The following is a 13839-nucleotide window of genomic DNA, read 5'->3' as shown; positions in this document are numbered from 1 at the left end:
TCACACCTCTGCAACCACATCTCGTACCAGTACGACTACCGTCAGATCATCGGTGAGCGGACCAAGCAATGCCGGCACTGCCAGCAAGCGATCTACGATTGCAGTCGCCGACATACCATCATTGAGCAGATCGTTAATCTGAAGTGGATCGCGAGCTAACGCCGGCCATGGATCGAGCAGACCATCACTGAACAACACCAGCGCATCGCCGGGATGAAGCATCGTCTCGCCCTGGCGATACGGTTCGTGCGAAAAGATGCCGAGCGGTGCTCCACGAGGTTCGAGGCGATCACATTGCCCACCGTGACGACGAATGAAACCCAGGCCATGACCGGCATCAACGAAGGCCAGGGTATGAGTCAATAGATTCAACTGCAAGTGACAAAGGGTCACAAAACTACTGGTGCGATCCAGATCAGCGTGTAGGGCTTTGACGGCATAGCGCATATTGACTTCCGGCGTCGTATCACGAGCAACCGAGCGGATAACAGCGCGCGTGGTGGTCATCAACAACGCTGCCGACATTCCCTTCCCCATCACATCACCGAAGGTCAGGTTCAACAAATGGGGAGCCGGAAAATGCCAGTCATAGAAATCACCACCGACATCACGCGCCGGAATACAGCGCGCGGCGATATTATACCCTGATAAGCGCGGCATCTGCTGCGGCAACATGTCGGCCTGAATCTGAGCAGCGTGTTTAATCTCTGCTTCCAACTCACGTCGCTTCTGATCGAGCCGCTTTTGCAACGCCAGATTCTCACGTCGTAATCTGAGATTGGTCATCGTCCGCTCAAGCACGACCAGCAGCTCTTGCCGATCAATTGGCTTTCGCAGGTAATCATCAGCCCCGTGTCGGATAGCATTGACAGCAATCTGCTCGGAACCGAAGGCAGTCGTCATAATTACCGCCGGTTCAGCCCCATTGCGCCGCACCTGATCGAGAACATCAATCCCACTCATTTCGGGCATGAGAATATCGATGAGCGCAACATCCACCCCTCCCTGAGCAATGCGCTGAAGTGCCTCCATACCACTCTTGGCAACTTCCACCCGATAGCCGGCATCCATTAACCAGATTTGCAAGAGTCGGCAAATATCGGGATCGTCATCCACTACCAGTACAAGCGGCGTCTGATTCAGACGTGACGTTGTGATCGGCAGTGCGTATCGTTGTGGCGGCTGAGTCAGAGACACATCGGCCACAACCACCTGATTACGTCCGTTGTGTTTGGCCTGATAGAGAGCTGCATCAGCCTTTTCAATCAGCGCACCGGCATCCAGCCCCATATGCCACTCGGCGATACCGGCCGAAAAGGTAACTCGCAACGGCTCACCTTCACGCTGATGCTGGATGTGCGCAAACTGCTCACGCAGACTGTCAATCACCATCGCTGCACTACCGGCGCGCGTGTCTGGCATCACAATAAGAAACTCTTCACCACCGTAGCGCCCAATAACATCCGTTGCCCGTAATCGTTGGCGCAAGAGACGGGCCAGACTCTTTAACACCCGATCACCCACCCGGTGACCGTAGCGATCATTGACCTGCTTAAAGTGATCGATATCAAGCAAGGCAACCGCGAGCGGCTGTGTATTGCGCCGCGCCCGTGCAACCTCGCGCATCAGAAGGTCTTGGGTAACACTATGATTGAACAACCCGGTCAGACCATCACGTACCATCAGGCTCCGCATTGTCCGCGCCCGCCGAATACGCGAGCTGACCGCGGCGATCAGATGCTCCAGATTAATCGGTTTAGTGAGAAAATCATCACCACCACGTGCCAATGCTGCTAACTGTACTGAACGATCAGTCTCTCCAGAAAGAAAGACAATCGGTACACTATGATATTCTGGTTGCTGACGAACAACGGCTGCCAGTTCCTGCCCATTACAGTCGGGCATATACACATCGAGCAAGATCAGGTCGGGTTGCTGCTCGGCGAGCAAGTTCGGTACTTCCATAGGATTGGTTGTGGACACAACCCGCATCCCAGCCGCACGGAGTGCCAAAGCATATACCTCGGCCATCAATGGTGAGTCGTCAACAATGAGTACCATATACGGCTCGCTGCTCATGCGCTGGGTCAGCTGATCGATCAGATCGATCAGCTGACCCACGTCAAGAGGACGGGTAAAATACCCGCGTCCACCGGCCCGAACAGCAGCCAAACGCAGCTGGAAATCTGCGGAAGTGGCAGTAAAGATGATCGGGATCGCGTCCCCATACCGATCATGCAAGATGGCTGCTGTAGCAATACCACCTTGAACACCATCCTGCAAATCGACATCGAGCACAATAAGGTTTGGCAACCGGCGTTCAACCGCTGCTAACAAATCGACACTGCCCAGAAAGCTCTCAGTAACATAACCAAAATACGCGATCTGGCGTGTCAACTCAGCAGTCTCTTCAGCATTGAAACCGGCAACATAGATCAGAATGGCATCACTTGCCACCTGGGTTGATTGAACGGCTACCTGAGATTGCAGCTTGCGCTCACGCAGTGCATCCAGCAAACTCGTCACCAGCGGTGCAAGATCAGATAGTGTCGTTAAATCTCGATCAGTAGATAACCAGGCTTGTAAAGCGGTATCAAGGGTACGAGCGGCATCACTTACCGCCTGCAAGCCAAATGTAGCTCCCGAACCCGCCAGATTATGGGCGATATGCTGCAAAGCAACCAGATCGTCGTGTTGCAAAGTATCATCCTGCCATCGCTCCCAGAGTATGGTGATGTGCGCAATCTTGTCTTCCAGTTGATGAAGATATTGTTGCTGCAACTCGACAAAGAGGGAGTGGGCTTCATTAGTGTTTCGACTCATACGGTATATTGCTCCCTAGGTCGCCAATAGTACCGGTCACGTCTGACAATAGGCGACACTGATGACCTTTTGTTATCCATTCGATTGAACGTGTTCTGTATCTGTATCTGTATCTGTATCGACTGCCAATCAGCACCATATTTGTTACAAAATACTGAAGATAATTGTTCTGGCTCCAAATACGATTGTCGGGGTAGCCATTGATTATCAGATTGCTGACCAGTTCAGTACCAGGATGAACAATTTCACCGGGTTTTGGATCAACGACTTGTGATTTTGAGAGAGCCGGTGATATCTAGAGCAGTGTATTGGTTCAGTCTGATCTTGCTTTTGGTTCGAGCTGTTATGTGTAGGCTTTCACAACAACCGATCCAGCATCGCCAATTACTACAAGTCGCATCCGTATAGTTCATGTATGTCACGTCTTTGCAGATACCGGGCACTATTCAGCCAGTATGTACTCAAGATAACGAAAACACCGGTTATCTGTGTTGCGGCGCGAGCATGATTGTATCAATTATACGCGATGGCGACCCGACTCGGCATTAGATGGTGGGGTCACAACAACCAGGGCAACCCCAATTGAGGCCACCACCAACCCCATCATTGCCGGCAACCCTAACCGTTCGCCGAATAACAGCCACGCCTCAACAGCCGTTGCCGGCGGCACCAGGTAAAAGAGGCTTGACACACGTGCTGCTGAACGTGTCCGGATCAAGACCATCAAGAGCAGAATAGCACCTATCGACAGCACAAGAGTGAGCCACAACAATGAGCCAATCAGTTCTGGTTGCCATTCAATCTCATGCGTTTCAAAGAGGAGTGCCAGTGGTGCTGTTAATGACAGTGCACCAAGATACTGTACCCAGGTGCCGCTTAACAGCGGTAGACCTACACCGAAGCGTTTCTGGTAAAGGGTACCGGCCGTGGTTGAGAGCAAAGCGACGATTGCCGCGGCTAATGTTATCGGTGTCACAACCGGTGTGTCGGTGAACAGCAACTTGTCACCAACAACCGCCGTTACACCCACCAACCCTAATGCCAGCCCCAGCCACTGCCGAGCAGTAATCTGTTCACCCAATGCCCACTGACCAAACAGTGCCGTCAGGATAGGTTGCAGACTGACAATTAACGCGGTTAATCCCGCCGGCATACCACCATCGATAGCAAAAAAGACCCCACCCAGATAGCCACTGTGGAGTAAGACCCCGACAATAGCACTGTGCCCATACGCAAATGGCTGGTGTAACCATGGCTGGCGAAATATAATCGTCAGCGCACCCAGCAAGATCAGTACCAGTACGAAACGAATGCTAAGAAACGTGAATGGCTCAATATATGGCAAGCCATAGCGTGCCCCAATAAAACCGGTACTCCAGAGCAACACAAAGAGCAGTGGAGCAACATTGGCGAGCAGTGATGTAGTCGTTTGGCTTTTCATACACACCTTTGTTCAGTATTGCACAACTGCTATACATCAAAGATTGAGTTTTATGCTACACTAGACCATGTGCCGGATGTCACGATATGAATCTGACAGAGGAGGTAGCAGATGAGCTGGCGAGGTTCTGGCAGAAGCAATTTCCGTTCGCGCAGCAGCAGTAATGGAGGTTCGACGTTTTCGGGAGGAAGTGCTGGTGGACCACCATTGATTGTGATGATGGGTCTGGCATTCGGTGCTGGTTTGATTATGTTGATTGTCATGATTGCATCCAACGCAGTGGCTGGCGGCTTTGTGGCAGCAACACCGCGACCAACCGCAACCCCACGCCCTACGGCTGCACCTACCCCAACGCCACCCATGGCGGCTCAACCAACCACCGCTCCGACCACGCAGGTAGCCAATGAACCAGGTGGTTCGAATGTGGTCAATGAAACACCTGCTCAAACAGTTGAGGTACTTGCTGCTCCAGATGCCCTGGCGTTTGCCCAAACATCACTCTCCTTACCGGCAAATACGGTCGTGCGCCTCGATTTCGTCAATCAGAACAACCTGGGTGTCCAACACAACTGGGTGCTGGTGAATGGTGGCGATGATGTAGCTGCCGCTGTCAATACTGCCGCTCAAAATAACGCCGACGCCCTCTTCGTGCCACCACCCGATACTCCAAATGCGCTGGCTTGGACAGCGATGCTCAACGCTGGTCAGAGTGGCAGCGTCACATTCCGTACTCCAGCACCGGGTACATACCTTTACATTTGTACCTTCCCCGGGCACTATCTAGCTGGAATGAAGGGAACTCTGACGGTAACACAGTAGTGATTTTCTGGTACAACGGTTGCGACTAATTGTTTACGTAATGTTCCAGCACAGCCATGACTTCAACGTGTGGTGTGTGTGGAAACATATCGTAGCCACGCAAACTGACAATCCGGTATGCCGACTGCAAATGTTGGAGATCACTGACCTGCGTCAATGGGTTACACGAGACATAGACAATTCGCTGCGGGGCGATTCTGATCAATTCCTGGCAAACCGGCAGGCCTAACCCAGTACGTGGTGGATCAACCACCACTACCGGCAAGTTGCCGGTTGGTTGTTCCCGCAAGTAGTTCAACGTATCCGCACAGATCGGATGGACATTCGACACCTTATTCATCAGCGCATTCTGGTGTGCAAGCTGCACACTTTCAGCTACAGACTCGACACAATCGACTCGTGCTGCTGTCTGCGCCAGATGTAGCCCAATCACACCAACACCACCATAGAGATCGGCGACCCGCATCGTAGCTTCAGGTGCGGCTGCGGCAACTGCGTCATTGATCAGCCGTTCGGTCAGATGAATATTGTTCTGAAAGAAGGTATTTGGCCCGATAAAGCAGGTAAACTGCCCAACCCGCATAGCCAACCGATCAGCTCCCCAATGCCGGCGTACTTTACCAAACGAGACATCGGTGAGCGAATCGTTGACCAGCCAGTGAAAACCGACCACTCCCGGTTGAGCCAGTGCAGTAGCAGCCAGATCTGCCATCACGGACTCATCACCACCACCAGCCGTAACGGCTGCAAGGAGCAACTCATCATCAGGGCTACGCCGTACCACAACGTAGCGCAAAAAACCGGTATGGGTGCGAACGTCGTAATCGGGTAATCCCAGGGCCAGTGCCCGCCGCCAGATTGTTTGGGCAGCAGCGAAGGCAGTTGGCGGAATCAGATGACACGTCGTCAATTCGATGATGTAGTTGAATTTACCACGAGCGCGCAGTCCGAAGCGCCCCTTGGTGGCAACGTAATCCATCCGGGTACGATAGGTAAACGGGTCAGGGGAGGCAACAACGTCTAAAGCCGAGGCGTCAATCCCACTTTCTGCATACAGCATGCGTAGGATCGTCGTTTTTGCAGCAACCTGATCTGCGTAGATACGATCCTGAAAGGCACAGCCACCACATTCACGAGCATGTGGGCACAGCGGTATCGCAGGTTGACCGGCCAAAACGCGATCAACGATAGCTTTACGGAGGGTTTTAGTGGTAAAAGGTGGCATATATCAAGCGCACTTCGCATTCAGTTTCAAAACAGGAATCGAGTAGAATAGCGTTTGTAGATTCACGAACATCGACCCTGAGGGCAATGTACTCACGCTGACAGTCGTGTATACGCAGCTTCACCTGGAGTACGGAAGCCCTGCTTTAATATTTTCCTTCTACGACAAAACTGGCGGTACGAGTTGGTTTGAGTTTCTCTCCAGCGCATCCTAACGATATTACTCGTTAATCACAATGATACGGGTATCACGAAAAGTTGCATCTGCAAAAAGATGCCGACGTAGCACGGATTTCAGCGCGCTGCGGTTCTTGCATGATCTATCGTCGGATTACTTATTCTGTAATGTAAGACGTGACAAGCCTCTAGTGCTCCACAGTATCTACCGATAGCATTTACCAGACGTTGTCCGGCAATGTTAAGGCAGTGGGAGCATGACGGGCTATCTCCGTTCACCCGCATCAATTCAACTCATTGCCACCGTTGCGTCGGTTACGAATAACCGATGTCTGCGTCTCCATCCAGCGTTGCAATACCTCTTGCGGTGAAGCAGCCACCTCAAGTTCACTTAGTTCAATCCCGATATGAGTGAGGGTAAGCGCTACTTGTGATGAAATACCGGTGAGGATTACTCGACAACCGAGCAATCGCAGGGCGCACACCGTCTGCGTCAACGCATTGGCAACTGCAGTATCGATGACCGGTACCCCGGCGACGTCGATAATCACCAGATTAACCCGTCGTTCATAGACCAGTTCAAGCAGGCGGCTGGTAATTTTACCGGCTCGACGGCTATCAATGCCACCAACCAGAGGAGCCAACAACACTCCGTCGGCAATTCGCACAGCCGGCGTTTCAAGCTGGCTCACCAATTCGAGCAGCTCTTGCTGGTGTTGGTTCTGCGCTTGTAATTCCAGACGCTGCTGCTCGATTACATGCATTCGCTCTTCTATCTTACGCCTGGCAGACTCTGCCTGCACCGCATTTCGTTCGGCCTCAGCCCGCGCACTGTCAAGTAAAAATCGGGTGGCCGCAAAGACAACAACCTGAACCAGATAGCTTGCCAACAAACCAATATCGGCATAGGCACTATTGAATAACCCATCATTCAAGACATCACGCCCCAACAAGATGCTGATCATTGCCAGACCGATACCGGCTACCCACTTCGTATTGGTAATCGCGACAGCAAAGGCCAAGGGGGTAAGGAGGACAATAGTCTGTTGATTAAGCGGTAATCCAAACACAACCACCAGCGCTACCCCTGTGATTGCAAAGGCGCGTGCGCCTTCCCAAACGCGCCAGTAAAGCCAGGTTGTTAGACCAAAAATCGCCGAGGTGATGAGGATCAGGACAATCGTCAGCGGTGGAGCACCGACAACGAGATTGATAAGACCACGGATCAGCGTGTAGCCGGCCATTCCGCCCATCAGCAAAATTGCCATTCGCCGTTGATCGATTTTCACATAGCCTCTCCATTATACTCCATGATGTACTTGAAAAACATCTCTCCGTCCTGTTACCGAACCGTCAGCTATGGCCGCCGTCCTTTTCTCACGAATGTACAGGCTGAAGCCCGTGCTACGGTTCCTGTATTGATGATCAATCCAGCCAGCCGGTATCATTATCAGCTTACCTCACCGCACCAATGAAGAGCATCGCAGATGACTGTCGCACCTGTAGCACCTCCGGCGCTCTCATCTCCGGTAGCTGTCCGACATTCTTACGATAGTTCTACGCTCAATCCCCAAACCGGCGGACAATTGCCCGCCGCACTGCATCCACATCAGGCGGTAATTCTATTGGGGGATTAGTGTACTGCCCCACCACATCACGCAGCGTACCTTCATGATACGCTACTTTGAAGCGGCTGAACTTCAGGCCGTGAGCAGTTGAGATGACAACAACCCGATCACTTCGCTTGATCTCACCACGTTCCACCAGTTTGATCAGGGCTGCCAGCGCAACCCCGGTATGTGGACAGGCATAGGCTCCAGTCCTATCAGCACGAGCCGCAGCATCGGCCAGCTCCTGTTCGGTAGCCTGCTCGACAATACCGTTGAAGCGCTTGAGAATGCTGATTGCACGATTGATACTTACCGGATCGCCGATCTGAATCGCACTGGCGGCAGTAGGCTGAGCTTTGATCGGCTCATATTCGCGAAAACCGGTCAGGTACGAGCGGTAGAGGGGGTTGGCATTGGCTGCCTGCGCAGTGACGATTCGTGGCAGTCGATCAATCAGACCCAATTCATACATCATCAACAAACCCTTGCCTAGAGCGAAGGTGTTGCCAAGATTGCCGCCCGGAATGATGATCCAGTCTGGTACTTCCCAATCAAATTGCTGTACAATCTCGATCCCAACAGTCTTCTGCCCTTCGACCCGCAGTGAATTCAGCGAATTGGCAAGGTAGATACCGTTATCGGGATTGGCAGTAATTTCGCGCACAATCCGCATGCAACCATCAAAATCGGTATCAAGAGCCAGGACCAGCGCACCATGAGCCACCGGTTGCACCAGTTGAGCGATGCTTACTTTCCCTTTCGGCAGAAAGACAATGGTAGGAATGCCGGCTGCTGCTCCGTAGGCCGCCAGTGCCGCCGACGTATCGCCGGTTGAGGCGCAGGCGATTGCCCGGATCGGCTTGCCCTCGCTGATCATCTGCTTGACCACACTGACCAACACTGTCATACCGAGATCTTTGAACGAACCGGTGTGAGAATTGCCACACATCTTGATCCAGAGGTCTTCCAGCCCGATTTCGCACCCGAAACGCTCGGCCCAAAACAGGTTGGTTCCACCCTCAAACATACTGACCACGTTGTCGTCAGACACAATCGGGCAGACCCACTCTTTCTTTCCCCACACCCCGCTACCATAGGGCCAGGCTGTCCGCATCCAGCGCTCATCAAACAGGCGCTTCCATTCTTCCGGGCTACGTTGGGCCAACGCTGCCATATCGTGCTGTACTTCGAGTAAACCTCCTGACCGGCTGTAGTAAACGACCTCGGTCAGGGGATAACGTTCGTTTGGATCATCTTGGGCAGCAAACCATGCGTGATACATATCATTCGCTCCTGCAACCTATTCCAGTTCAGCCTGAATTTGGGCCAGAATCCGTTCAGCCTCGGTGCGCCAAAATCCGGGTGGGGCCAGCCGCACGTACTCGGTCAATTCGGTAATAGCGGCCCGGCTGTGATGATTAAACCGATGAAACAGACCACGTTGCAGGTAGGGATCAGGCCAGTCGGGACGTATGCGGGTTGCTGCATCCAGATCACGGATCGCGGCGTGATACTCACCTAACTCGCGTCCCCGGATCAGACCCCGTCGGTAGAGGGCAATCGCCAAATCTGGCCACGCAGCCAGTGATCGATCAAAAGCACGAACTGCCTGTCGGTACACGTCGCGATCAACGGTTCGTAAGCCAATCTGACACAGGCTCAAACCGTACAGATACCACCAACCGGCCTGTAACCGTTGCCAAAACGATGGGAGGGACGCTTCACTCATGGCCTTCTCCGACCTGCAATGCTGCTGTGCAGAGGAGTATATTTCTCGAACGTCTATCATACACTATCTGCGAGGAGAGCGTGAACGTAACCGGGATTCATATAGCAGGCTGTTTTTTTGCCAAGCAGTACATGGGCCACGTCGTATGGAGTAGAGCAACTCTATCTCTGCACCACCTTACCTCACACCACTATAAGCACAAAGACAGGTCGCTGCATATGCACGGGCACGACCACAGCGGCAAAGGACAGGGCTGGGTAAACCGTGTGGATCACAACGACGGTAACTTCAAGACAGGAAGAGCCTTGTTAGATGCGATACGTTCAGCACGACACCGCATCTTTCTGTTGTACGAGCTGAGTTGCTGGCAGAAGAACATTCTGAAGCACAAGCGGTCTGCTATAATTGCCATGGAGATTGTAGACTGTACATGGTCTACAATTACACGCTTGCAGATCACATACATATGCTGCACTGGCAGCCACTGCCAATGCTAGGGAGGATTGGTCAATGCGGCATGTCCGCGCACTTCTGCTAGGTCTTTCATTGCTGGCCCTGGTAGTCTCGTGTGGAGGATACGTCTTTCTCGGTGAATTGCGCGCAACCCCGGCGACTACCGGTGAACCGGTTGAGTTTATTGTCGCACCCGGTGAAACTGCTGACGATATTGCAACCCGGCTGGGTGAGGCCGGTTTGATTCGTCAACCGGCGCTGTTTCGTTTGCTGGTACGCTGGCGTGACCTTGATCAGCAGATTCAGGCCGGACGCTACATCCTCAGCCCGACGATGACCATGAGCGATATTTTGAAGGTGTTGCAGAGTGGTCAGGTGGTGAATGACATTCAAATCACGATTCCGGAAGGATTGCGGCTCGAGGAAATAGCGGCCATTATCGCAGCGGCAGGTCTAGTTAGCGAAGACGAATTTCTGGCGGTTGCCCGTGATGGCGAGCGATTCCGTGCCGATTACTTCTTGCTTAATAGCCTGCCGGCGGGTGCAACCCTCGAAGGGTACCTCTTCCCAGACACCTACCGTTTTGCGCCATCGGCAGATGCTGAAACGATTGTGCGCAAACTACTCGACCGGTTTGTCGAGCAGTACAGTACCATCGAACGTTCGGTACGGGTTCCCGGCGTTACTGTCCATCAAATCGTGACGATGGCTTCGATCATCCAGCGTGAAGCTGCCTTATTGAGTGAAATGCCTCAAATCAGTGCAGTATTCTGGAATCGGCTTAAGCCCCAGTATGCCCCAATTTTTGGCGGTGGCCTGCTCGGTGCTGACGCAACTGTGCAGTATGCCTTGGGGTACGATCCAAATGAAGGAACCTGGTGGCAGCGCGAACTGACGATTGACGAGCTGGCGGTGCAAAGTCCGTACAATACGCGGGTTACGCCCGGCCTGCCCCCAGGGCCAATTGCGGCTCCTGGCCTGGCTGCGCTGACGGCGGCTGCCCAGCCCGATGAGACATCACCGTATCTCTTCTTCGTTGCCAGTTGTGAGCGCGATGGTTCGCATAAGTTCGCTACTACTATTGAGGAATTTCGCGTCTATGAAGCGGAGTGGCTGGCGTGTCAGTAGAATCAACCACCACAGCAGAGATTTTATTGATCGGCGACCCGGTAACACACTCTCGTTCACCGGCGATGCACAATGCGGCACTGGCAGCATTAGGGATCGCGGCGCACTATCGGGCAGTACAGACGACTGCTGCCGAATTACCTGATCGTCTCGCCGTGCTACGTCAGCCTCACTTCCTGGGTGCGAACGTGACGTTGCCGCACAAACAGGCAGTCATCCCCTTGCTCGACGAAATCGAACCGGCAGCAGCGCGGATTGGGGCGGTGAATACGATTGTGCGTCAGCCTGATGGCAGATTGCTGGGTGTGAACACGGATGCGCCCGGTTTACTGGCCGATCTGGCGGCTGCCGGTTGGACACCTGTCGATCAACAGGTTGTCATCCTGGGTGCATCAGGGGCAGCGCGTGCTGCCGCTTTCGCACTGGCTGATGCCGGAGTGAACGGAATCACGATTGTTAATCGGAGCCTGATGCGCGCTATTGATCTGGCCGCAGCCGCAGCCGCCAATCAGCCGGCTCTGTGTATTCGTACCTTGTCCCTGAGCGATCCGGCAGTAATAGATGTGATTGCACATTGCACGCTTTTGATCAATGCCACCGCCCTGGGATGGCACGATGACGAAACGCCTATCCCTGACCCACCGGTAGGGGCACATTGTCTGGTCTACGATATGGTCTATCGAGAAACAGCTCTCTTACGCGCCGCAGTCGCTCGCGGCGCACGGGTGCGCGATGGGCGTGGGATGCTGGTTGAGCAGGGCGCACTAGCTTTTGAGCGTTGGACAGGCCGTCCAGCGCCACGTGAAATTATGTGGCAAGCCGCTTTTGGGGTGGAGCACGGGCCATGATGGATCTCATCGTTGTGGTGATCGGGCTGGTGCTGGGCAGTCTGCTGAATGTAATGATCATTCGCCTGCCACGAGAGCGACGGCTCATCGGCTGGCCGCGTTGTATCCGCACCGGTCAACCTTTACGCTGGTGGCAGTTATTACCGGTGATCGGCTGGCTACTCCAGCGTGGTCGCGCTGCCGATGGTCGTCCTCTGCCGGTCATCTATCCATTAGTGGAGATTGGCAGTGCGCTCTGGTTGTGGCGCCTCTACGAACTCTACGGTTTTGGGCCACTTTTTGCGTATCTAACTTTTGTTGGCGCAATCTTGATCATTACCGGTGTTATTGACTGGATTCACCGTTGGATCTACACATTCGTTATCCTAGGAGGCGCTGTCGTCGCCTTCATCTGGGGTTCACTCGTGGGCGCCGGCTGGCGTGAATTGTTGCTGGGTGGACTGATCGGTGGGGTGGGGTTTTTCTTTCTGTACTTGCTGGCACTGATCTTGTTCCCGGCTAAATCGGCACCTTTCGGTCTAGGGGATGTCTACCTGGCCATCTTCATCGGTGCCGCCCTTGGATTACGTCACCTCGGCCCGGCCCTGATCTACGGTGTCTTCATGGCCGGTCTGGTGGCGGCTGGTATCCTGATCGCTCGCCGATTCGGACGCCAGACCCCGGAATATCTGCCCTATGGCGCCTATTTGTGTCTGGGAGTGCTGATCTACGTCGCACTCGGTAGTTACCGGTTGATGTGATGAACACACCTGTGATCGGCTTGATTCCGGCTGGTGGGATGGCAACCCGTCTGGGGCCGTTACCGTGCAGCAAAGAACTCTTGCCAGTTGGTTCCTTCCACACCCCAGACGGCCTGCGTCCCCGACCGGTCATTACCTATCTCCTCGCGCAGTGGCAACAGGCTGGTATTGACCAGGCGCTGATTGTGGTCAGACCGGGCAAATGGGACATCCCTGCCTATCTGGGTGATGGCAGCGCCTTTGGGCCGCGCCTCGCCTATCTGACCGTTCACGAACCACACGGTGCAGCCTATACCCTGGCTGCCGCTCTCCCGTTCATTCAGGATCGTACCGTTGTCCTCGGTTTACCTGACGTCATTCTGGCACCAAACGATGTCTATGCGACCCTCCTGAGTCACCATAGCACAGCTCAACCAGATCTCACCCTCGGTCTCTTTCCCTGCGCACACCCTCAATCAGCAGATATGGTTGCACTGGCGGCTGACAGTTGTCGGGTTACAGCCATCGAGATCAAGCCTGCGCAAACAGATTTACGGTGGACGTGGATGGCGGCTATCTGGGAGCCGACAGTAACCACCCTCTTAGGTGAGGTCGTAGCTGCTGACCGCACTGCGCGTACCCAGAGACAGACATGCCCGGAATTACACATTGGTGCCGTCTTCCAGGCCGCTATTGCCCGTGGCTTGCGTGCTGAAGGCGTTACCTTTACCGACGGTAGAGCACTCGATATTGGAACACCCGCGGGTTGGGCAGCGGCAGCGCACTTTACAGGTTGAGATTGCTTTGTTGCAACGATCGGATCAATCGAGACGCACGTACCGATGGATAGTATAGACCAATCCGTTGC

At 53.8% G+C, this 13839-nt stretch carries 11 protein-coding genes; 5 read left to right on the top strand and 6 right to left on the bottom strand.

Annotation, left to right across the window (positions count from 1 at the left end):
• On the bottom strand, positions 1-2823 hold the full coding sequence (locus tag VAE55_RS13130) for a response regulator (protein ID WP_322816225.1): 2823 nt from the start codon (positions 2821-2823) through the stop codon (positions 1-3).
• Positions 2824-3340: 517 nt separating this feature from the next.
• Complete coding sequence (locus VAE55_RS13125; protein WP_322816224.1) at positions 3341-4264, bottom strand: DMT family transporter; 924 nt, start codon at positions 4262-4264, stop codon at positions 3341-3343.
• Positions 4265-4375: 111 nt separating this feature from the next.
• On the opposite strand from VAE55_RS13125, the gene VAE55_RS13120 reads away from it, so the two are divergent.
• On the top strand, positions 4376-5083 hold the full coding sequence (locus tag VAE55_RS13120; protein WP_322816223.1) for a plastocyanin/azurin family copper-binding protein: 708 nt from the start codon (positions 4376-4378) through the stop codon (positions 5081-5083).
• A 25-nt stretch (positions 5084-5108) separates the two neighbouring features.
• On the opposite strand, the gene rlmD is transcribed toward VAE55_RS13120, so the two are convergent.
• The 4 genes from rlmD to VAE55_RS13100 all read right to left on the bottom strand — a co-directional run bounded on the left by rlmD (position 5109) and on the right by VAE55_RS13100 (position 9823).
• Positions 5109-6308: a 23S rRNA (uracil(1939)-C(5))-methyltransferase RlmD gene (gene rlmD / locus VAE55_RS13115; protein ID WP_322816222.1), complete on the bottom strand. Its 1200-nt coding sequence runs from the start codon at positions 6306-6308 to the stop codon at positions 5109-5111.
• 460 nt (positions 6309-6768) lie between these two features.
• Positions 6769-7773, bottom strand: a complete 1005-nt coding sequence (locus tag VAE55_RS13110) for an STAS domain-containing protein (RefSeq protein ID WP_322816221.1) — start codon at positions 7771-7773, stop codon at positions 6769-6771.
• A gap of 274 nt (positions 7774-8047) precedes the next feature.
• On the bottom strand, positions 8048-9376 hold the full coding sequence (gene thrC / locus VAE55_RS13105; protein WP_322816220.1) for a threonine synthase: 1329 nt from the start codon (positions 9374-9376) through the stop codon (positions 8048-8050).
• 18 nt (positions 9377-9394) lie between these two features.
• The gene (locus VAE55_RS13100; protein WP_322816219.1) at positions 9395-9823 is read right to left on the bottom strand and encodes a hypothetical protein; all 429 of its coding nucleotides are present in this window, start codon (positions 9821-9823) and stop codon (positions 9395-9397) included.
• Between the two features lie 510 nt (positions 9824-10333).
• On the opposite strand from VAE55_RS13100, the gene mltG reads away from it, so the two are divergent.
• From mltG to VAE55_RS13080, 4 genes are read left to right on the top strand one after another with little or no spacing between them, the layout of a single operon-like run.
• Complete coding sequence (gene mltG, locus VAE55_RS13095) at positions 10334-11404, top strand: endolytic transglycosylase MltG (RefSeq protein ID WP_322816218.1); 1071 nt, start codon at positions 10334-10336, stop codon at positions 11402-11404.
• On the top strand, positions 11395-12252 hold the full coding sequence (gene aroE / locus VAE55_RS13090) for a shikimate dehydrogenase (protein WP_322816217.1): 858 nt from the start codon (positions 11395-11397) through the stop codon (positions 12250-12252). Before mltG ends, aroE begins: the two co-directional genes overlap by 10 nt.
• A complete protein-coding gene (locus VAE55_RS13085; RefSeq protein WP_322816216.1) occupies positions 12249-12992 on the top strand; it encodes a prepilin peptidase in 744 nt (247 codons plus the stop codon). Before aroE ends, VAE55_RS13085 begins: the two co-directional genes overlap by 4 nt.
• Positions 12993-13003: 11 nt before the next feature.
• Positions 13004-13768 carry a nucleotidyltransferase family protein gene (locus VAE55_RS13080; RefSeq protein WP_322816215.1) on the top strand — a complete coding sequence of 255 codons (765 nt, stop codon included), beginning with the start codon at positions 13004-13006 and terminating at the stop codon, positions 13766-13768.
• Positions 13769-13839: the final 71 nt, after the last annotated feature.

The organism is Chloroflexus sp. (assembly GCF_034432675.1).
Taxonomy (GTDB): domain Bacteria; phylum Chloroflexota; class Chloroflexia; order Chloroflexales; family Chloroflexaceae; genus Chloroflexus.
The sequence above is the reverse complement of the archived record's forward strand: the minus strand, read 5'-3'. Positions and strand labels throughout refer to the sequence as shown.

Coding starts and splice junctions, on each gene's coding strand:
- VAE55_RS13130 (WP_322816225.1), bottom strand. CDS start 2,823: ATGAGTCGAAACACTAATGAAGCCCACTCCCTCTTTGTCGAGTTGCAG.
- VAE55_RS13125 (WP_322816224.1), bottom strand. CDS start 4,264: ATGAAAAGCCAAACGACTACATCACTGCTCGCCAATGTTGCTCCACTG.
- VAE55_RS13120 (WP_322816223.1), top strand. CDS start 4,376: ATGAGCTGGCGAGGTTCTGGCAGAAGCAATTTCCGTTCGCGCAGCAGC.
- rlmD (WP_322816222.1), bottom strand. CDS start 6,308: ATGCCACCTTTTACCACTAAAACCCTCCGTAAAGCTATCGTTGATCGC.
- thrC (WP_322816220.1), bottom strand. CDS start 9,376: ATGTATCACGCATGGTTTGCTGCCCAAGATGATCCAAACGAACGTTAT.
- VAE55_RS13100 (WP_322816219.1), bottom strand. CDS start 9,823: ATGAGTGAAGCGTCCCTCCCATCGTTTTGGCAACGGTTACAGGCCGGT.
- mltG (WP_322816218.1), top strand. CDS start 10,334: ATGCGGCATGTCCGCGCACTTCTGCTAGGTCTTTCATTGCTGGCCCTG.
- VAE55_RS13085 (WP_322816216.1), top strand. CDS start 12,249: ATGATGGATCTCATCGTTGTGGTGATCGGGCTGGTGCTGGGCAGTCTG.